Genomic DNA, 20,065 nt, shown 5'->3' on the forward strand with positions numbered 1-20,065 from the left:
TTTCGTGGTTGCTTCGGGTGGTGTGATGTCGGCGTCCCAGTGGCGCCTGCGTGGAGGTCGGGCTGCTCGGCGATGCCGTGCGGTTTCATCGCGTGGCGGCCAGTCCGGCCCACTCGGCTCGTTCCGCGCGCCCGGCCGACTCGCCAGGTGCGCGCCGCGGACTCACGCGCCGACTGCCGCCGCGTCCGCCATGCTCAACGCCCCGCGATCGCAGGTCAGTTGGTGCCTCCGCGACCGCCGCGACCGCGTCCGACAGCCGGTCGAGCACCGCGTTCGCCTGCTCGTCGGTGATGGTCAGCGGCGGGAGCAGCCGCACGACGCTGGAGTGTCGTCCGCCGAGTTCCACGATCAGGCCGCGGCGCAGGCACTCCCGCTGAACGGCGACCGCGAGTCCGGGGGCGGCGGGGCGGGGCGCGCCGCCGGTGGCCCCGGCAGCTCCAGCGGCCGCGGCTGCGGACTCGGGCGGTTCCTCGGGGTCGACGAGTTCGACGCCGATCATCAGTCCCCGGCCGCGTACATCGCCGATACAGGGGAAGTCGGCTGCCAGGCTGCGCAGTTGGGCCAGCATGCGGGCACCCAGGCGGGCAGCGTGCTCGGCGAGACGGTTCTCCCGGACGTATGCGAGAGTCGCCGCGCCGGCTGCCATGGCGAGCTGATTGCCGCGGAACGTGCCGGCGTGGGCGCCGGGTTGCCACACGTCGAGGTCATCGCGATAGACCACGACGGCCAGCGGTAGGCTGCCGCCGATGGCCTTGGAGAGGACCATTACATCGGGTGTGATGCCACTGTGTTCCACCGCCCAGAAGGCGCCGGTCCGGCCGACGCCCGTCTGGACCTCGTCGACGATCAGGGGGATGGAGCGGGCGGCCGTGATGTCCCGCATCCGCCGCATCCAGTCGTCGCGCGCCGGAATCACTCCGCCCTCGCCCTGCACCGGCTCCACGATCATCCCAGCGGGCCTCGGTACCCCGGACTTGGGGTCGTCGAGGAGGGACTCCGTCCAGCGGGCGGCGAGTTCGGCGCCCCGCTCTCCGCCGACGCCGAACGGGCAGCGGTAGTCCTGCGGATAGGGCAGGCGCGCGACCCGTACGTCCGATGCGCCCCCGGATACTTCGAGCGCCCCCGCGTTCATGCCGTGGTAGGCGCCGGAGAAAGCGACGATCCCGGTGCGCCCGGTCGCGGCGCGCGCCAGCTTCAGGGCGGCCTCGACCGCGTCTGTGCCCGCGGGCCCACAGAATTGCACGCGCGCGTGGTCGGCGAAGCCGGGCGGCAGCGTACGGAACAGCTCGGTGGTGAACGCGTCCTTGACGGGTGTGGCCAGATCGAGGACGTGCAGCGGCGCTCCCGAGTCGAGGACCTTTCTGATCGCTTCCAGCACGACTGGGTGGTTGTGCCCGAGGGTCAAACTCCCCGCGCCCGAAAGGCAGTCGAGGTAGCGCGACCCGTCGGCTCCCTCGATCGTCAGCCCACGCGCCCGGACCGGCACGATCGGCAGAGCGCGCGCATAGGTGCGCGCCGCGGACTCACGCGCCGACTGCCGCCGCAGAATCCCCTCTTGCGTCACGGGTGGGACCTCGGCCTCGCGCATCGCGGGCGCCATGTTGGGCGCAGGCTCGGTCACGGCCACGTTGTCGGTCCTCCCGCTGTCCAGAGGCGAGTTGCTCGGCCACCCGAGCGGGCGGCAGGGGACGCACGCAGGCGGAACACCCCCGTACGTACCAACGACGTGGCCCCTGAGGGGCAACGGCGGGACGAAGATCCATGCCGTGACGGAACTGTTGCCGTTCCATCGGAAGTCCCCCACAGCGACGGCATAGTGTGTGGTGCCGTTCGGCGATCCCAATTGAACGGCCAAAACGGTCCAGTCCTGGCAAGTCCGGGACGGCAGATCCGTACGAAGCTGCATATGGCAGCCCAGCAATCTCGTTACGTCCAGGGGGAGTTACACCATGCGATCCATACGCCCGCTCTTCGCCGCCCGCCGAGGGAGGAGCACGCGCCGCGGGCCCTCCCCCGTACTGGCGGCGGTCGGTCTGGCCACCGCACTGGCCCTGACGGCCACCGCCTGTGAATCAAGCGACGACGCGAACGCAGGCGGCGAGGCGTCCGCCTCCGCGACCACCGGCAGCAACGACAAGATCCAGATCCCGGACGACATCCAGGACAGGCTCAAGGAGCACGGGATCGACCTGGACCAGTGGAAGGGCGGCGCCTGGAAGAACTGGGACAAGGACGACTGGCTGCGCGAGGCCGGCGACTTCGTCAACCCGATCATCGAGGACCTGTGGGACCCGGACCGTATGCGCGAGGCCGAGGACCCGGACCAGGGCAAGGGCGTCGACGACAGCGACCTGGCAGGTGACCAGGGAGTCACCGACCCGGAGCCGGCACCCGTGGAGGCGCAGGCCGTGCAGGCGGCGTACCACGACAACGCCCCCGAAGCGGGCAAGGTGTTCTTCGACTCCCCGCAGGGCACGATGGTCTGCTCGGCGACCGTGGTCCAGGATCCGGCCAACCCGGGCAAGTCGAACCTCGTGTGGACCGCTGGCCACTGCGTACACGCCGGCAAGTCCGGCGGCTGGTACCGCAACATCGCCTTCGTGCCCTCGTACAACAACGACGCCAAGTCGGCGGCGGAACTCACGAACGCCACCCAGGAGGAAGTCGCTCCGTACGGTGTCTGGTGGGGTGACTGGGCGCAGACCTCGGACCAGTGGATCGAGCAGGGCGGCGCGACGGGCGGCCAGGGTGCCTCGTACGACTTCGCCGTCATTCATGTGACACCGGAGGAGGGCAGCGGCGGCAAGTCCCTGGAGGAGACGGTCGGTTCGGCCCTTCCCGTGGAGTTCGACGCTCCAGCCGTGTCCGAGGTCGGCAGCATCACGGCGACGGGTTACCCGGCCGCGAAGCCGTTCGACGGCGAGACGATGTACCAGTGCAAGGATCAGCCGGGACGGCTCTCACTCGCCAAGTCCGAGCCGACGATGTACCGCATCGGCTGCACCATGACCGGCGGTTCGTCCGGCGGCGGCTGGGTGGCGACGGGCTCCGACGGCAAGCCCGCGCTGGTGTCCAACACCTCGATCGGCCCGATCACCGCGGGCTGGCTGGCGGGCCCGTACCTGGGCGCGGAGGCCAAGGGGGTCTACGACGCGGTGAGCGAGAAGTTCGCAGGACAGTGACCGCACGCTGACATGCGAAGGCCCGCCCCCCTGCGAGAGGGGGCGGGCCTTCAGCATCAGCTCTCTGCGTCAGAGGAGCTTCGTGTTCAGACGGCGGGCGCCGGAACGTACGGTGCCAGCTCAGCCGCCAGTTCCTCGTGCACCCGTACCTTGAGCAGCGTGCCCTCCGGGGTGTGCTCCTCGGAGATCACCTCGCCGTCGGTGTAGGCCCGGGCGACGAGTCGGCCGTGGGTGTACGGCACGAGTGCCTCCAACTCGACCGAGGGGTGCGGGAGTTCGACGTCGATCAGCGCGAGCAGCTCGTCGATGCCCTGACCCGTACGGGCCGAGACCGCGATGGAGCGCTTTTCGATCCGCAGCAGCCGCTGAAGCACCAGCGGATCGGCCGCGTCCGCCTTGTTGATCACCACGATCTCGGGGACGCCGGTCGCGCCCACGTCACGGATGACCTCACGCACGGCGGCCAGCTGCTCCTCCGGCGCCGGGTGGGCGCCGTCGACCACGTGCAGGATCAGGTCCGAGTCGCCGACCTCCTCCATCGTCGAGCGGAACGCCTCGACGAGGTGGTGCGGCAGGTGTCGTACGAACCCGACGGTGTCCGCGAGCGTGTAGAGCCGCCCGGTGGGTGTCTCGGCCCGGCGCACGGTCGGGTCGAGGGTTGCGAACAGCGCGTTCTCGACCAGGACGCCCGCGCCCGTCAGCCGGTTCAGCAGCGAGGACTTGCCCGCGTTGGTGTAGCCGGCGATGGCGACCGAGGGCACCTTCTTGCGACGGCGCTCCTGGCGCTGGATCTCGCGTCCGGTCTTCAGGGCCGCGATCTCCCGGCGCATCTTCGCCATCTTCTCGCGGATCCGACGCCGGTCCGTCTCGATCTTGGTCTCACCGGGACCGCGGGTGGCGAGGCCGCCGCCCTTGCCGCCACCCATCTGACGGGACAGCGACTGACCCCAGCCTCGCAGCCTCGGCAGCATGTACTGCATCTGCGCGAGCGCGACCTGCGCCTTGCCCTCTCGGGACTTGGCGTGCTGGGCGAAGATGTCGAGGATCAGTGCGGTCCGGTCGATCACCTTGACCTTGACGACGTCTTCGAGGTGGATCAGCTGGCCCGGCGAGAGCTCACCGTCACAGATGACGGTGTCCGCGCCGGTCTCAAGCACGATGTCACGCAGCTCGTTGGCCTTGCCGGAGCCGATGTAGGTGGCCGGGTCCGCCTTGTCGCGGCGCTGGATCACGCCGGCGAGCACCAGCGCACCGGCCGTCTCCGCGAGGGCGGCCAGCTCCGCGAGGGAGTTGTCTGCGTCGGCAGCGGTCCCCGAGGTCCACACTCCGACGAGCACTACGCGCTCAAGGCGCAGCTGCCGGTACTCGACCTCAGTGACGTCCTCGAGCTCGGTGGAAAGGCCCGCGACACGGCGAAGTGCCGCGCGGTCGGAGCGGTCGAACTGGTCGCCGTCCCACTCGCCGTCGATCGGATGGCTCCAGGCGACGTCCTCTTCCATCAGGGCATCGGCCCGAAGACGTTCGGGTTGGTTCTGCGCGAAGCTCTGCTTGTCCTGGGAAGGGGAAGAAGAGGAGGTCATTGGGTCCTTACGTCGGTGGGGATACGTGTGGGGCGACGAGCTGCCGTCCGTTATTGGAGACAACGTCCGGGGTCGCCGGGAGATTCCCGGCCGTGGTGTCCGACCGGCGGATCGTGCCGGTGACCCGGGGTGCGGCGTCGTCGACCTGATGATGGTTGCACGGCACGCCACGTCTCGTCACCTGAGTTACCGGGGGCTCTTGATCTGCGGGGTGGAGGGCTGTCGCGCGGGCTTCGTGCCCTTCTGCGCGGGTGCGACGCTGCGCCACTCCGGGTGCCCCGGCATGGGCGGGGTCTTCTTGCCGTACAGCCAGGCCTTGAAGAAGGCGCTCAGATCGCGTCCCGCGATGTCCGAGGCAAGTCTCTCGAACTCCGTGGTCGTCGCGGTGCCGTCACGGTGGATCGTCACCCAGGTCCGCTCCAGTCGCTCGAAGGCCGGGCGGCCGATCTCCTGGCGCAGTGCGTACAGGACCAGGGCGCTGCCGCTGTAGAGGTTCGGCCTGAAGATGCTGACCTTCTGGCCGGGCTCGGGGGCCTTGGGCGCTGCCGGCGGGCCTCCGTCCGCCCGCCAGGTGTCGGACGCCCGGTAGGCATCGCGCATCCGTGTCTCGAGGGGCTTGTCCGCCGTCTCGTCCGCGTACAGGGCCTCGTACCAGGTGGCGTGTCCTTCGCTCAGCCACAGGTCGGACCAGGTGCGCGGGGTGACGCTGTTGCCGAACCACTGGTGCGCCAGCTCATGCACCATGATCGACTCGACGTACCACTTCGGGAACTCAGGCCGCGTGAAGAGCTCTCTCTCGAAGAGAGAGAGCGTTTGAGTCTCGAGTTCGAACCCGGTCCGTGCCTCGGCGATCAGCAGCCCGTACGTCTCGAAGGGGTAGCGCCCGACCTTCCGCTCCATCCAGGCGATCTGCTCGGGCGTCTTCTTGAGCCAGGGCTCCAGCTTCTTGCGGTCCTTGGAGGGCACCACATCGCGTACGGGAAGGTCTGCTGGCCCGCTCCTGTGCGCCACGGAGGAGCGGCCGATGGACACCTGGGCGAGCTCGGTGGCCATGGGGTGTTCGGTTCGGTACGTCCAGGTGGTGGTCCCCGCGTGGCGGACCGTCCCCAGCCGCAGTCCGTTCGCCACGGCCGTGTATGCGTCGGGCGCGGTGACGCTGATGGTGAAGATCGCCTTGTCGGAGGGATGGTCGTTGCCCGGGAAAACCCGGTGCGCGGCGTCGATCTGGTTGGCCATGGCGAGCCCGTCCTCGGTCCGCACCCAGCCGCTCTCCACGTCTTCTCCGGGCGTCGGATCGCTGTCGTGGCGCACTGTCATCCTCATCAGGCTGCCGGGTGCCAGGCGCTCCGCTGGCGTGACCACCAAGTCCTCCTTGGCGCTGCGGAACTCCGCGGGCACACCGTTGACCTCGACGGATCGCACTGTTCCGTGCGAGTAGTCAAGATTGACCCGATCCAACCAGTCTGTCGTCCGGGCGTCGATCGTGGTGACTGCCGACAGCGGCGCGCTGCTCTTCCCGGAGTAGCTGAAGGCAAGGTCGTACGCCATGACGTCGTACCCGGGGTTTCCCAGGTGCGGGAAGAGGCGGTCACCGATGCCGAGAGGTTCCGCCGGCGCGGGGCCGCTCGCCGCGATGAGGCACAAGGAGGAGACGGCGGCGAGCAGCACCCTACGGAGCGGTCCGACGGCCTTAGGGAGCGGGTCCCGGGTCCTGGAGGTCCTGGAGGTGAGCGGCATGGACCACGGCTACCAGTGCCCGTCCGGCGTGCGGCGACGACGCGCGCCGAGCACACTCGAACGAGTGGCCGATGGCCCGCTGATGGCCTGCTACGGAGTCGTAGCGTGACGCTGAGCCCGGCCCACGTCGTACACACCCGGCACGTTGCGCATCGCCCGCATCAGCGCGGGCAGATGTGCGGCGTCCGGGAGTTGGAGCGTGTAGGTGTGGCGTACGCGCTGCTGGCTGGGCGGTTCGACGGTTGCCGAGACGATGGCGACACCCTCCAGGGCGATGGCTTCGGTCAGGTCGGCGAGCAGATGGGGCCGTCCGAAGGATTCGGCGACCAGCGTCACACGGCATTCCGTGGTGTCGCCCCAGCGCACGTCGACCTCCTTGCGCCCCGCGTCCTTCATGCGCGCCACTGCGGCGCATTCCACGCGATGCACGGTCACCACTCCCCCGCGCACGGCGAAGCCGGTGACCTCGTCGGGCGGTACGGGCGTACAGCAGCCCGCGAGGCGTACGGTCGCGCCTGGCTCGTCGACGACGGCGTTCGCTTCGGAGAGCGGCGCGGCAGACCCGTCGACGGTCGGCCTGAGCGGCGCGGCCGGGGTCTCCGCCTCCGGGGTGTCGCCGGGTGAGGGGTGCGTGGCGAGCCAGCGCTGGATGGCGATGCGCGCGGCGGGCGTACGCGCGTGCTCCAGCCACTCGCTGGAAGGCTCCGAGGACGCGTCCTGTCCCATGAGCAGCTGTACGGTGTCGCCGTCCCGCAGGACCGTACTCAGCGTCGCCAGGCGGCCGTTGACGCGCGCGCCCATGCAGGCGTGCGCGTCCTCGCCGTACTGCGCGTACGCGGCGTCCACGCAGCTCGCGCCCTCGGGCAGCCCAATCGTGCCGCCGTCGGGGCGTAAAACGGTGATCTCCCGGTCCTGAGCGAGGTCTTCGCGCAGGGTGGACCAGAACGTGTCGGGGTCCGGCGCGGCCTCCTGCCAGTCGAGGAGGCGGGAGAGCCAGCCGGGGCGGGTGGGGTCGACGCGCTCGCCGTCACTGTCGCCCTGCTCCTCCGAAGGAGCAGCAAGTGGATTGCCCAGGGCGATGACGCCGGCCTCGGCGACTTTGTGCATCTGGTGCGTACGGATGAGGACTTCGGCGACCTGGCCGGACATGGGCGTGCCCTCGGGCGAGTCTGTTCGAGACTCAGGGAGGGCGACGGCCGTGTGCAGCGACTGGTACAGGTTGAACTTGGGGACGGCGATGAAGTCCTTGAACTCCGACACCACCGGCGTGAGGCAGGTGTGCAGTTCGCCGAGGACTCCGTAGCAGTCGGCGTCCTCGTTCACGAGCACCAGGAGGCGTCCGAAGTCGACGCCGCGCAGTTTGCCACGCTTGCGGGAGGTGCGGTGCAGGGAGACCAAGTGCCGTGGCCGGATGAGTACTTCGGCCTGCAGTCCGGCCTCGCGCAGGATCCTGCGCACCTCTTCCGCGATCTCCGCGAGGGGGTCGTCGGCGCGCGCCGCGTTCTCGACGATGAGCCCCCTGGTGTACTCGTACTCCTCGGGGTGCAGGATCGCGAAGACAAGGTCCTCGAGCTCGGTCTTGAGCGCCTGGACGCCGAGCCGTTCGGCGAGCGGGATCAGCACATCCCTGGTCACCTTGGCGATGCGTGCCTGTTTCTCGGGGCGCATGACACCCAGGGTGCGCATGTTGTGCAGCCGGTCGGCGAGTTTGATCGACATCACACGTACGTCGTTGCCGGTGGCGACGAGCATCTTGCGGAACGTCTCCGGTTCGGCAGCCGCTCCGTAGTCGACCTTCTCCAACTTCGTGACGCCGTCGACGAGATAGCGGACTTCCTCGCCGAACTCCTCCCGCACCTGATCGAGGGTCACCTCTGTGTCCTCGACGGTGTCGTGGAGCAGAGAAGCCGTCAATGTCGTGGTTTCCGCGCCGAGTTCAGCGAGGATCAAGGTCACGGCGAGCGGATGTGTGATGTACGGCTCACCGCTCTTGCGCATCTGGCCGCGGTGCGAGGACTCGGCGAGGACGTACGCCCGGCGCAGTGGCTCCAGGTCGGCGTCGGGGTGGTGGGCGCGATGGGCCTCGACCACATGGCTGATCGCGTCGGGCAGCCGACCGCGACCCGTGGATCCCAGGAGCGCGGCCCGGCCGAGGCGGCGCAGATCGATGCGCGGGCGGCTCCTCCTGCGATGCGCTTCGGGCGCGATCGGGCCGGGCGTCGCGGGGTTCGTGGCCTCCGCACTCATGGGCACCTCCGACTGCGTTGACCGACGGACGGGGCACCCCATGGCGTACACGGCTCTGGGGATGGTGTCGTTCCCCCGTCCGGGCCGGTGCTTGATGCTATCGAGCGCAACACGCTCGGCTGACCGCCTCACGCCGAGCGTGAAACGGATCACCCATTCGAGCGACGCTTCAAGGGTTTACGGTTTCGAGCCACTGGGCGTCGATCTCGCCCTCGGCGACGATCACCGCGGGTCCGGTCATCTCGATCTCGCCGTCGGGCCGCTCGGTGATCACCAGGCGTCCGCCGGGCACATCGACGGTGTACGTGGCCGGGGCGCCGGTGACGGCGGGATCGGTGCCGTCCTGTCTCGCCGCGGCCACCGCGACGGCACACGCGCCCGTGCCGCACGAGCGGGTCTCGCCGGCACCGCGCTCGTGCACGCGCAGGGCGACGTGCTGGGGGCCGCGGTCGACGACGAACTCGACGTTCACCCCGTCCGGGTACGCGGACGCCGGGCTGAACGGCGGGGGTGCCAACAGGTTGCCGGCATGGTCGAGGTCGTCGACAAAGGCGACCGCGTGCGGGTTGCCCATGTTCACGTTGCGCGCGGGCCAGCTGCGGTCACCGACGCTCACGGTGACGTCCCCTTCGGGGAGGAGCGCCTTGCCCATGCCGACGGTGATGTCGCCCTCCTTGGCGATGTGCGCCCTCTTCACACCCCCGCGCGTGGCGACCGAGATGTCCCCTTCGTCCACATACCCGGCGCGCTGGAGGTAGCGCGCGAACACCCGCACTCCGTTGCCGCACATCTCCGCGATCGAGCCGTCGCCGTTGCGGTAGTCCATGAACCATTCCGCCTCGGCGGCCATCTCCTTGGCCTCGGGGTGCGCTGCGGACCGTACGACATGCAGCAGACCGTCTCCGCCGATGCCCGCGCGGCGGTCGCAGAGGGCGGCGACGGCGGCCGGGGGCAGGTCGACGGTGTTCTCGGGGTCGGGGACGATCACGAAGTCGTTCTCGGTCCCGTGTCCCTTGAGGAAGGCGATCCGCGTGCTCATTCCTCGATCGTACGGGGTGGGTAGGACACGGCGGCCCGGCCTCAGCGCAGGCGGGCGACCCGCCATACAGCGAGGCCGACGATCACGGCGACGATCACGGCGTACGCGATCACGACTCGCCAATCCGGGCGGCGGCCGGAGCCTCGCTGAGGCAGGCCGGGCCAGGTGTAGCCCACGCGACGGGCGGCCATCATGCCCCAGCCCGCAGCGCAAGAGGAGATCAGCAGGCCCAGCATGGCGATCATGGCCCCGCTGTCGCCGAAGTCGAACGCCAGCGGGAAGGCGAACATCAGGGAGCCGACCGCGGCCAGGCCCACGATGGGCGCGAGCTGCCAGATCCGCAGTCGGCGCTGCGGGCGCAACTCTACTTCGACCTCGGGCTCCGCGAACATCTCGTCGGGCCCGGGTCCGTCGGCGGTCACGCCGCCCGAGGTTTCGTCGGGTCCGTCGGGGCTCAGTCGGTCCCCGTCCGGATCCTGCTGATCCCTTACGGTGTCGTGCTCCGTGCCTTGTGCGGTGTCGCGAGGGCCGGCCTCCATCGCCACGCGCCCTCCCAACTCGGACTCCACTTGGTCGATCGAAGCTCGATGATGGCACGGTGTCAGAGGCCGGGATGACGGGCGGAGCGTCCCGATGCCATGACGTGATCAGGCTGTAACCGGTCGTTCGACCAATGTCAGGGCGTGCCGCGGAAGTTCGTTGAGATCCGCCGCGGCCCCACTGAGCCAATGCACCCGCGGATCGCGCCTGAACCAAGAATCCTGACGGCGCGCGAAGCGCTTTGTGGCGCGTACGGTCTCGGCCCGCGCCTCGTCGTCGGTGCACTCCCCGGAGAGCGCCGCCAGGACCTGCTGGTAGCCGAGCGCCCGCGATGCCGTACGCCCCTCGCGCAAGCCTCGCGCCTCCAGCGCGCGCACCTCGTCGACGAGTCCTTCGTCCCACATCCGGTCCACCCGGCGGGCGATGCGCTCGTCGAGTTCGGGACGCGCCACATCGACGCCGATCTGCACGGTGTCGTAGATGGAGTCATGGCCGGGCAGGTTGGCGGTGAAGGGCTTGCCGGTGATCTCGATGACTTCGAGGGCGCGGACGATCCGGCGTCCATTGCTGGGCAGAATCGCGTGGGCCGCCTCGGGATCCGCTGCCGCCAGCCGGGCGTGCAGGGCACCGGAGCCGCGCAGAGTGAGCTCCTCCTCCAGGCGGGCCCGTACTTCGGGGTCGGTACCGGGGAATTCCAGGTTGTCGACGGCGCCCCGGACATACAGGCCGGAGCCGCCCACAAGGATCGGCCAGCGCCCTTCGGCAAGAAGGGCGTCGATACGGGCACGTGCCAGCCGCTGGTACTCGGCCACGCTCGCGGTCACCGTCACGTCCCAGATGTCCAGGAGGTGGTGCGGGATGCCTTTGCGTTCCTCGGGCGTCAGCTTGGCGGTGCCGATGTCCATCCCCCGGTAGAGCTGCATGGAGTCGGCGTTGACGATCTCGCCGCCGAGGTGCTGGGCAAGTTGGACTCCCAGATCGGACTTTCCCGCCGCGGTGGGACCGACGACGGCGATGACCCGCGGGGCGGGGGCTGCACTACTCACCGCAACAGTCTCGCAAACCTCTGGGCCGCTCCTCGAACGAGTTACGTGACGCCACGGGTCCAAGGTCGTTGCCTGTTGCGAGGTTCCAGCCGCCGGTTTTGAGGACCGGCGGCCCGGGCGACGCAATGGGACGCACCGGTCGGCACGGAATTTCGCCCACACGAGTAGGGTATGGAGTTGATATGGGCGTTTTTGCACGGCTTCTTCGGAAAGATAAGCCTAAGTCCAAGGAGTCGGAGGAGGCGTCAACCACCGAGCAGTCGGCCGACACCCTGACGGCCCAACCCGAGGCGAAGACGGACACGGCCGACGCGGCTGAGGAAGCCGAGGCGACGGCCGAGACCGAAGACGAGGCCGCGGAGAAGTCAGCGGAGTCCGCCGATTCCGAGGCATCGGACGACGTCGAGATCCCCAAGCAGCAGTCCGCCGAGAAGGCGGCCGACAACGAGGCCGACGAGGGCGCCCGCCAGTAACTGTCCCGCGAGGGAAGGTGAACCATGGGTCTCCTGGAGCGTCTGAAGGCCAAGCTCACGCCCGCCAAGGGGAAGGTCTCGCACCTCGCGCAACAGCATGGGGGCAAGATCGAACACGGTCTCGACAAGGCCGCGAAGCTGGCCGACAAGAAGACCAAGGGCAAGTACAGCGACAAGATCCAGACGGGCACAGGCAAGGCCAAGGGTGCCCTGGAACGGCTCGCGCACAAGGAGAGTCACGGGACGGACGGCGGCGCGACGCCACCGCCACCCGCACCGCCACCGCCCTCGGCATCCTGAGAGACGGCACATCGGCGGGCGGCCAGGGAGCCCTTGAGGGACTCCGGGCCGTCCGTCGTGTTGTCGGCTTGTTGGCCGATGCCCGGCGGGGATGCAGACTCAGCGTCGCCGCCCCGGGGGGGCTCAGCGCCCGCTTGTGACTCAGTGCCGGGCTCAGCTCCACCCCAGTGGCGCTCGGCATACGCCGGGGCGAGCCATTCCCGTTACGGCCGCTTCCGTCGCCGCGCGCCTACGACCAGGCCGCCACCAAGTACCCCACGCCATAAGGCGCGTCCTCGTACAGCAAGGTGCCGCTGAGCCCCACGCCCTCGGCGGCGCCCGCGAGCACCTGCCAGGGCGCGCGGCCGGAGGCCATCAACTCCCGCGCCAGCGCGGCGTCCAGCGCCTTGAGCGCCGTCACGTCCGCCGCCGCCAGCGCACGCGCGACCTCCGCGTCGAACCCCGCCGCCCGCTCGTCCAGATACCCTGGCGCCTTGAGCGACCGGCACGCGCTGGCGTCGCCCATCACCAGCAGTGCCACCCTCTCGGCCCGCGTGACGATTTCCTTCCCGATCTGAATACACCGCTCGGCCGCGAGAGGTTCCCCCACACCGAGACCTTCTACGGGAGCGTGGGACCAGTCCGTTCGCTGCAGCAGCCAGGCGGCGACGGCGAGCGAGGCCGGAAGCTCACGCTCCGGCGCGGCCGAATCCGGCCTGTCTCTGCCCGGACGAGCACCCAGGCCGACACCGAGGTCCACGCCGAACCCGCGGAACGACCCCCTCGCGCCCTCCTGGTACAGCCCTTGCCCGCTCTGCTCGGCGGGGCCGACGACCACGAGCCGGTCGGGGCGGGCGGCAGCCAGCATCCCTAGGGCGTTCTCGCATGCCGCGCGCGCGGGGTCCATCTCGGGCGCCGCGCCCGCGGCGACTTCGGGTACGAGCAGCGGTGGACAGGGGCAGACAGCGGCGGCGACCAGCATGATCGCCAGCCTACTGCCGTTGTTCCGAACGGGTTTTCCAGGGCGACTCGGGGGCCGGAACAGCAAGCCCGCCTGGGTCGATCAGTGGGCCGAGCAACCGCCCGTCGGAGCCGGCAGCGGCGCCGGGACGCCCACGGCCGGCAGCCCGAGCATCACGCCCGCCGGCTTAGCGGTCTCGGTCGTGTTGCGCTTCTCCCAGGCGTCGCCCGCGCGCGTGCGGCGGACGTCGAGGACGGCGCCCTCGGCGAGCAGGTGGTGCGGCGCGGCGTAGGTGATCTCCACGGTGACCACGTCGCCGGGGCGGACCTCGGCGTCGGGCTTGGTGAAGTGCACCAGGCGGTTGTCGGGGGCGCGGCCGGAGAGGCGGTGCGTGGCACCGTCCTTGCGGCCCTCACCCTCGGCGACCATCAGCTCCAGGGTGCGGCCGACCTGCTTCTTGTTCTCCTCCCAGGAAATCTCCTCCTGTAGGGCGACAAGACGCTCGTACCGCGCCTGTACGACCTTCTTGGGGATTTGGTTCTCCATGGTGGCCGCGGGGGTCCCGGGCCGCTTGGAATACTGGAACGTAAACGCTTGCGCGAAGCGGGCCTCACGGACCACGTGCAGGGTCTGCTCGAAGTCCTCCTCGGTCTCTCCGGGGAAGCCCACGATGATGTCGGTGGTGATCGCGGCGTGCGGGATCGCGGCACGCACCTTCTCGATGATCCCGAGGTACCGCTCCTGCCGGTACGAGCGGCGCATCGCCTTCAGGACGGGGTCGGAGCCGGACTGCAGCGGCATGTGGAGCTGCGGCATCACGTTCGGCGTCTCGGCCATCGCGGCGATCACGTCGTCGGTGAAGTCGCGCGGATGCGGCGAGGTGAAACGGACACGCTCCAGGCCCTCGATCTTCCCGCAGGCCCGCAGCAGCTTACTGAAGGCCTCACGGTCGCCGATGTCGGAGCCGTAAGCGTTTACGTTCTGACCGAGGAGCGTGATCTCGCTGACGCCTTCGCCGACCAGTGCCTCGATCTCGGCGAGGATGTCGCCGGTCCTACGGTCCTTCTCCTTGCCGCGCAGCGCGGGGACGATGCAGAACGTGCAGGTGTTGTTGCAGCCGACGGAGATGGAGACCCACGCGGCGTACGCGCTCTCGCGGCGGGTCGGCAGCGTCGACGGGAACGCCTCGAGCGACTCGGCGATCTCGACCTGCGCCTCTTCCTGTACGCGGGCGCGCTCCAGGAGGACGGGCAGCTTGCCGATGTTGTGCGTGCCGAAGACGACGTCCACCCAGGGCGCCTTCTTGACGATGGTGTCGCGGTCCTTCTGCGCGAGACAGCCGCCGACGGCGATCTGCATCCCTGGCCGCTTCGACTTCATCGGCGCGAGGCGGCCTAGATTGCCGTACAGGCGGTTGTCGGCGTTCTCCCGCACGGCGCACGTGTTGAAGACGACGACATCCGCGTCCCCGTCCGCCCCATCGGGCGCACGTACGTAGCCGGCGTCCTCCAGCAGCCCGGAAAGCCGCTCGGAGTCGTGGACGTTCATCTGGCACCCGTAGGTGCGCACCTCGTAAGTCTTCGCGCTCATCTCGTACACCAGAGTACGGGGTCCCCACGCGCGCGTTGCCGAGTATTTTCCGGGCCGTACGGCCCCCACGCGCGCGTAGCGGGCACCCTGGACGTCCGGCCCTGGTCATCCCCGTCGGTGAGCTGGCAGGATCGCGCGCATGTTCCAGGAACTCTCCCGCATCGGCAGACGCCGGGCCCTGCAGGGTTCGGCCGCCGCCTTCGTGGCCTTCGGGCTGCTGTTGTGGTGGCTGCTGCCCCTGGGCAAGAGCTCACCGGGCGGCACGGTGGACTTCAGGACCGGGTCGCCGACCGGCGTGTACCAGCTCTACGGGACACTGCTGCAGGAGGCACTCGCAAAGGACATGCCACGCCTGAAAGTGAAGCTGCGGGAGAGCGACGGCTCGCAGGAGAACGTCCGGCTGGTGGCCACCGGGCAGGCCGACTTCACCATCGCGGCGGCCGACGCGGTAAGCAAGTACCAACGGGAGGGCGGTCCGGGCGCGGACCTGCTGCGCGGCTGCGCGCGACTGTACGACGACTACGTACATGTGATCGTCCCCGAAACGTCCTCCGTGACGAACATCGCGGATCTGAAGGGCAAGAAGGTGGCGGTGGGGCCGGCCGACTCCGGAGTGCGGCTGATCGCGGAGCATGTGCTGAGGGCGGCCGAGCTCGACCTGGAGAAGGACATCGAGCCGGTGTCCGTCGGCATAGGGGAAATGCCGGAGTTGCTCGAGACCGGGAAGATTGACGCCTTCTTCTGGTCCGGCGGGCTTCCCACGGGTGCAGTGTCCGAACTCTCGAACAGGTTCGACATCAAGCTGGTCCCGATCAAAGAGGACCTCGTGAAGGCGCTGCACAAGCAGCGCGGCGAGGCCGAGTACTACCGGTCCGCCGTCATGCCGGCGGAGGCCTACCCCAACGCCCAGTCCGGAGAGTCCGTACAGACGGTGGCGGTGGCGAACCTGCTCGTGACACGGGCCGACACGGACGCCGAGCTGACCGAGGGAATGACCCGCACAGTGATCAACAGTCGCGACGTCATCGGCGAAAAGGTGCACGCGGCACAGCGCGTGGACCTGCGGACCGCTATCTACACCGATCCGTTGGACCTGCACGAGGGCGCGGGGCGCTACTACCGCTCGGTCAAGCCGTAGCGGCTCGTACGGCAGCCGCAGACCACCTTCGGACCCCGCAACCACCTGCGAACGCCCATAGGCGCCGTAGCGGCCCGTTCAGGCCCCGGGCCGCGCCCGCGGCACGCTCACCGTCACCTTCAGTCCGTGCGGCTCGTGGTGTTCGTACGCGATGGACCCGCCACCCGCGGAGAGCAGGGCCCGAGAGATGGACAGGCCGAGGCCCGAACCCTTGACGTTCTGGTGACTGGGGCTGCGCCAGAAGCGGTCGCCGACGCGGGCCAGTTCCTCGTCGCTGAGACCGGGACCGCGGTCGGCGACCACGACGGTCGAGACCGTGCCGTTGGAGGCGACCTCGACCTCGACGCACTCTCCCTCAGGGGTGAACTTCAGCGCGTTGTCGATCACAGCATCCAGGGCGCTGGAGAGGGCGACCGGGTCGGCCCAGGCAGTCGTGGCGGGGCAGGTCCCGACGAGTCGTACGCCCTTGTCGTCGGCGACCGGCGACCAGGAGGCCACACGCTCGGCGGTCAGCTCGCCGATGTCGGTGAGCCGCAGGTCGGCATCGGCGTGCTCGGCAAGGGCGAGGTCCAGGAGGTCGTCCAGGACCTGGGCGAGGCGCTTGCCCTCGGTGCGGACGGACGCGATCTCCTCGTTGCCCTCGGGGAGTTCCAGTGCGAGCAGTTCGATGCGCAGCAGCAGTGCGGACAGTGGGTTGCGCAGCTGGTGTGAGGCATCGGCCACGAAGGCGCGCTGCTGCTCCAGGACGTCCTCCACGTTGTCGGCCATCTCGTTGAACGACCGGGCCAGGCGCCTGAGTTCGGGCGGCCCGCCGGCGGCCGCGACGCGGGACTTCAGCCGTCCGGTCGCGATGTCGTGGGTGGTGGCGTCGAGGACGCGTACGGGCCGCAGCACCCAGCCGGTCAGACGCAGCGCGGCGCCGAGTGCGAGGAGCATCGCGGCGATCTCGCCGACGCCGATGATCAGCCAGCCGCGCAGGATCTTCGAGCGCATCTGCCCGGTGGGCGAATCGGTGACCACGACGGCGAAGACGTCGCCGTCCCGGACGACCGGGGACGCGACGACGAGACGGTCCCGTTCCCACGGCCAGACCTGCTCCGGGTCATGGCTGCGGCGGCTCTGGAAGGCCTCGTCGAACGCGTCGCGGACCTCACCCTGAGCTGCGTCGCGGACCCTATCCCGATCGGGGATGAACCAGTCCGCGGGTGCGTTGGCCATGACGTTTTCGCGGTAGAACACGCCGGCCTTGATGTCGTAGAGCTCGTTGTACTTGATGAGTTCCCTGGTGAGGGTGTTGAGACGCTCGTTCGGGGAGTTGACCCGTGAGCCCTTTGGGGGATCAGTGACGAACTGGGCGAGGGACGCGAAGCGTGCCGTGTCGTCGATCCGGTCGACGACCACCTTCTGCTGCTGGGCGGCCGCCAGACTGATGGCAAGGGGAAGGCCGAGCGCGAGCAGCACGGCCGCCATCAGGACGATGAGCAGCGGGAGAAGACGTGCGCGCACCTGAGCCCGCTATGCGGCGGGCGCGACGAGCCGGTAGCCGACGCCGCGCACGGTCTCGATCAGGGCGGGCATGCGCAGCTTGGAGCGCAGGGAGGCAACATGCACCTCCAGGGTGCGGCCGGTCCCTTCCCAGCTGGTGCGCCACACCTCGCTGATGATCTGCTCCCGCCGGAACACCACTCCAGGGCGCTGGGCGAGGAGCGCGAGAAGGTCGAACTCCTTGCGGGTCAGTTGGACAACCGAACCGTCCACGCTGACCTGGCGAGTGGGCAGTTCGATACGTACGGGACCCAGGTGCAGGGAGGTCTCTACAGGGGCAGCCGTTTCCTCGGGGACGTTGCGCCGGCTGACGGCGTGGATACGTGCCAGCAGTTCACCGGTGTCATAGGGCTTCACTACGTAGTCGTCGGCGCCTAGGTTGAGTCCGTGGATCCGAGAACGTACGTCGGAGCGCGCGGTCACCATGATGACCGGAATACTGGTGCGCTTACGGATCTTCCCGCACACCTCGTAGCCGTCCTGGTCGGGCAACCCCAGGTCGAGCAGAACCACTCCGAAACCCGCACCCTCGGGCACGAGCGCCTGGAGCGCCTCTTCCCCGCTGCGGGCGTGTGTGACGTCGAAGCCATGGCGCGCGAGTACGGCAGACAGAGCGGCGGCGACATGGTTGTCGTCCTCGACGAGGAGCAGTCGCATTCCGGCCCCCTTCGGTTCATCGGCCATACAGTCTCGGCGCGTAGACATGTGCACGCACGCGTGCACCAAGGCAGTCACGCCGATGCACAAGTACGGCGTCAAGAGGGTTCGAGGCGCGGCGGGTTTCCGTTACCCAGCCGGTACGGACCGGAGGCGACCGTTCACGAAGAGTGTCCGGTTGCTACCAGATCGTTATGCTCAATTTCCCCTCAGATGTAATGACGCTGGTCGTAAGGCGTTACTACTGTCCTCCGCAACCGAGGAGGACGGAGCAAGAGGCCGATGACCGAAGTATCGGTGACCAAGGACGCCGTACCCACGGCTGACGATCTGGTCGTGCTGAAGAACGTCAACAAGCACTTCGGCGCGTTGCACGTGCTCCAGGACATCGACCTGACCATCGCCCGTGGCGAGGTTGTCGTGGTCATCGGACCCTCCGGGTCCGGAAAGTCCACCCTGTGCCGCGCCATCAACCGCCTGGAGACCATCGAGTCGGGAACCATCTCGATCGACGGAAAGCCGCTGCCCGAGGAGGGCAAGGAACTCGCCCGGCTGCGCGCCGACGTCGGCATGGTCTTCCAGTCGTTCAACCTGTTCGCGCACAAGACAGTGCTCGAGAACGTGATGCTGGGCCAGATCAAGGTCCGTAAGGCGGACAAGAAGGCCGCAGAGGAGAAGGCACGCGCGCTGCTCGACCGGGTGGGTGTCACGGCCCAGGCGGACAAGTACCCCGCACAGCTCTCCGGCGGCCAGCAGCAGCGTGTCGCGATCGCGCGGGCGCTGGCGATGGACCCCAAGGTCATGCTCTTCGACGAGCCGACCTCGGCCCTCGACCCGGAGATGATCAACGAGGTTCTGGAGGTCATGCAGCAGCTCGCACGCGAAGGCATGACCATGATCGTCGTCACTCACGAGATGGGCTTCGCTCGTTCGGCTGCCAACCGTGTCGTCTTCATGGCGGACGGTCGAATCGTCGAGGAGGCTGTGCCGGACCAGTTCTTCAGCAACCCGCGCAGTGACCGTGCCAAGGACTTCCTGTCGAAGATCCTGCACCACTGACGACCTGCGCCACCCGCAACGACGGCATTCTCCTCACCACTCAAAGGATGTTCACCATGAAGCTTCGCAAGGTCACCGCCGCGGCGGCCACTGCGCTCGTCCTCACCCTCACCGCGACGGCCTGCGGCGGAGACGGCGACAGTGACAGCGCTGACACGGGGTCTGGGTCTGGGGGCGGCGACAAGAAGATCACAGTCGGCATCAAGTATGACCAGCCCGGCCTCGGCCAGAAGACGCCCCAGGGTTACGAGGGCTTCGACGTCGACGTCGCGACCTACGTTGCCAAGGAACTCGGGTACAGCGAGGACCAGATCGAGTGGAAGGAAGCGAAGAGCGCCGACCGCGAGACCATGCTCCAGCGAGGTGACGTCGACTTCATCGCCGCCACGTACTCGATCAACGACGAGCGGGACGCGAAGGTCGACTTCGCCGGCCCGTACCTCCTCGCGCACCAGGATGTCCTGGTCCGCGCCGATGACAACTCGATCAAGTCTCCGGCGGACCTCAACGACAAGAAGCTGTGCTCGGTGACGGGCTCGACCTCAGCGCAGAACGTCAAGGAGAAGCTCGCACCCAAGGCCCAGCTACAGGAGTACCCGACGTACTCGGCGTGCCTGACCGGTCTGCAGAACAAAGCCATCGACGCGCTGACCACGGATGACTCGATCCTCGCCGGTTACGCCGCGCAGGCGAACTTCAAGGGCAAGTTCAAGCTCGGCGGCTTCAAGATGACCAACGAGAACTACGGCATCGGTGTCAAGAACGGAAGTGACCTCAAGGCCAAGATCAACACGGCTCTGGAAAAGATGGTCTCCGACAAGTCGTGGCAGAAAGCCGTGGAAGCCAACTTCGGCCCGGCGAACTACAAGTACGAGGAAGCCCCGAAGATCGGCAACGTGGTCAAGTAGAGCGGGGCCAGGTCTGACAGGTGCGTCGCCCTCAGGGGCGGCGCACCTGTTCCAAGCAGCACTCCACACACGCGGAAGCGCGGG

General features: G+C 68.7%; 17 protein-coding genes. 6 read left to right on the plus strand and 11 right to left on the minus strand.

Annotated features, from left to right (window positions below; all coding sequences use genetic code 11):
- Positions 1 to 85: 85 nt before the first annotated feature.
- Entirely contained in the window at positions 86 to 1,627 is a 1,542-nt protein-coding gene (locus tag ACQEVY_RS12310) for a diaminobutyrate--2-oxoglutarate transaminase family protein (protein WP_432947764.1), read from the minus strand.
- A 322-nt stretch (positions 1,628 to 1,949) separates the two neighbouring features.
- Here ACQEVY_RS12310 and ACQEVY_RS12315 point away from each other — a divergent pair, with 322 nt between their 5' ends.
- Positions 1,950 to 3,182 carry a trypsin-like serine peptidase gene (locus ACQEVY_RS12315; RefSeq protein WP_432947766.1) on the plus strand — a complete coding sequence of 411 codons (1,233 nt, stop codon included), beginning with the start codon at positions 1,950 to 1,952 and terminating at the stop codon, positions 3,180 to 3,182.
- An 86-nt stretch (positions 3,183 to 3,268) separates the two neighbouring features.
- Here ACQEVY_RS12315 and hflX read toward each other — a convergent pair whose 3' ends face one another.
- The 6 genes from hflX to miaA all read right to left on the minus strand — a co-directional run bounded on the left by hflX (position 3,269) and on the right by miaA (position 11,371).
- Complete coding sequence (gene hflX, locus ACQEVY_RS12320) at positions 3,269 to 4,762, minus strand: GTPase HflX (protein ID WP_432947768.1); 1,494 nt, start codon at positions 4,760 to 4,762, stop codon at positions 3,269 to 3,271.
- Positions 4,763 to 4,948: 186 nt separating this feature from the next.
- Positions 4,949 to 6,499: a M1 family metallopeptidase gene (locus tag ACQEVY_RS12325; protein ID WP_432947770.1), complete on the minus strand. Its 1,551-nt coding sequence runs from the start codon at positions 6,497 to 6,499 to the stop codon at positions 4,949 to 4,951.
- 90 nt (positions 6,500 to 6,589) lie between these two features.
- Positions 6,590 to 8,746: a RelA/SpoT family protein gene (locus ACQEVY_RS12330; protein WP_432947772.1), complete on the minus strand. Its 2,157-nt coding sequence runs from the start codon at positions 8,744 to 8,746 to the stop codon at positions 6,590 to 6,592.
- A gap of 169 nt (positions 8,747 to 8,915) precedes the next feature.
- Positions 8,916 to 9,785, minus strand: coding sequence for a diaminopimelate epimerase (gene dapF / locus ACQEVY_RS12335; protein WP_432947774.1), 870 nt, complete (start codon positions 9,783 to 9,785; stop codon positions 8,916 to 8,918).
- A 41-nt stretch (positions 9,786 to 9,826) separates the two neighbouring features.
- Positions 9,827 to 10,324 (minus strand): hypothetical protein, encoded by a 498-nt coding sequence (locus ACQEVY_RS12340; protein ID WP_432955182.1) that lies wholly within the window; start codon positions 10,322 to 10,324, stop codon positions 9,827 to 9,829.
- A 108-nt stretch (positions 10,325 to 10,432) separates the two neighbouring features.
- The gene (miaA, locus tag ACQEVY_RS12345; RefSeq protein WP_432947776.1) at positions 10,433 to 11,371 is read right to left on the minus strand and encodes a tRNA (adenosine(37)-N6)-dimethylallyltransferase MiaA; all 939 of its coding nucleotides are present in this window, start codon (positions 11,369 to 11,371) and stop codon (positions 10,433 to 10,435) included.
- A 182-nt stretch (positions 11,372 to 11,553) separates the two neighbouring features.
- Between miaA and ACQEVY_RS12350 the strand changes: the two genes are divergently transcribed.
- Both ACQEVY_RS12350 and ACQEVY_RS12355 read left to right on the plus strand, forming a co-directional pair.
- Complete coding sequence (locus ACQEVY_RS12350; RefSeq protein ID WP_432947778.1) at positions 11,554 to 11,844, plus strand: hypothetical protein; 291 nt, start codon at positions 11,554 to 11,556, stop codon at positions 11,842 to 11,844.
- A 24-nt stretch (positions 11,845 to 11,868) separates the two neighbouring features.
- Complete coding sequence (locus ACQEVY_RS12355) at positions 11,869 to 12,144, plus strand: antitoxin (protein ID WP_432947780.1); 276 nt, start codon at positions 11,869 to 11,871, stop codon at positions 12,142 to 12,144.
- Between the two features lie 229 nt (positions 12,145 to 12,373).
- Here ACQEVY_RS12355 and ACQEVY_RS12360 read toward each other — a convergent pair whose 3' ends face one another.
- Entirely contained in the window at positions 12,374 to 13,105 is a 732-nt protein-coding gene (locus ACQEVY_RS12360; RefSeq protein ID WP_432947782.1) for a class III extradiol dioxygenase subunit B-like domain-containing protein, read from the minus strand.
- A gap of 81 nt (positions 13,106 to 13,186) precedes the next feature.
- Positions 13,187 to 14,674 carry a tRNA (N6-isopentenyl adenosine(37)-C2)-methylthiotransferase MiaB gene (miaB, locus tag ACQEVY_RS12365; RefSeq protein ID WP_432947784.1) on the minus strand — a complete coding sequence of 496 codons (1,488 nt, stop codon included), beginning with the start codon at positions 14,672 to 14,674 and terminating at the stop codon, positions 13,187 to 13,189.
- 139 nt (positions 14,675 to 14,813) lie between these two features.
- On the opposite strand from miaB, the gene ACQEVY_RS12370 reads away from it, so the two are divergent.
- Positions 14,814 to 15,812: a TAXI family TRAP transporter solute-binding subunit gene (locus ACQEVY_RS12370; protein WP_432947786.1), complete on the plus strand. Its 999-nt coding sequence runs from the start codon at positions 14,814 to 14,816 to the stop codon at positions 15,810 to 15,812.
- Between the two features lie 78 nt (positions 15,813 to 15,890).
- On the opposite strand, the gene ACQEVY_RS12375 is transcribed toward ACQEVY_RS12370, so the two are convergent.
- Positions 15,891 to 17,318, minus strand: coding sequence for an ATP-binding protein (locus ACQEVY_RS12375; protein WP_432947788.1), 1,428 nt, complete (start codon positions 17,316 to 17,318; stop codon positions 15,891 to 15,893).
- 9 nt (positions 17,319 to 17,327) lie between these two features.
- On the minus strand, positions 17,328 to 18,014 hold the full coding sequence (locus ACQEVY_RS12380) for a response regulator transcription factor (protein ID WP_432947790.1): 687 nt from the start codon (positions 18,012 to 18,014) through the stop codon (positions 17,328 to 17,330).
- Positions 18,015 to 18,296: 282 nt separating this feature from the next.
- Here ACQEVY_RS12380 and ACQEVY_RS12385 point away from each other — a divergent pair, with 282 nt between their 5' ends.
- Together ACQEVY_RS12385 and ACQEVY_RS12390 are read left to right on the plus strand one after the other, a co-directional pair.
- On the plus strand, positions 18,297 to 19,073 hold the full coding sequence (locus ACQEVY_RS12385) for an amino acid ABC transporter ATP-binding protein (RefSeq protein ID WP_432947792.1): 777 nt from the start codon (positions 18,297 to 18,299) through the stop codon (positions 19,071 to 19,073).
- Positions 19,074 to 19,129: 56 nt separating this feature from the next.
- Positions 19,130 to 19,981: a glutamate ABC transporter substrate-binding protein gene (locus ACQEVY_RS12390; RefSeq protein WP_432947794.1), complete on the plus strand. Its 852-nt coding sequence runs from the start codon at positions 19,130 to 19,132 to the stop codon at positions 19,979 to 19,981.
- The last annotated feature ends 84 nt before the right edge of the window (positions 19,982 to 20,065 follow it).

The sequence above is a fragment of the Streptomyces sp. CA-288835 genome, from assembly GCF_050936385.1.
GTDB lineage: Bacteria > Actinomycetota > Actinomycetes > Streptomycetales > Streptomycetaceae > Streptomyces.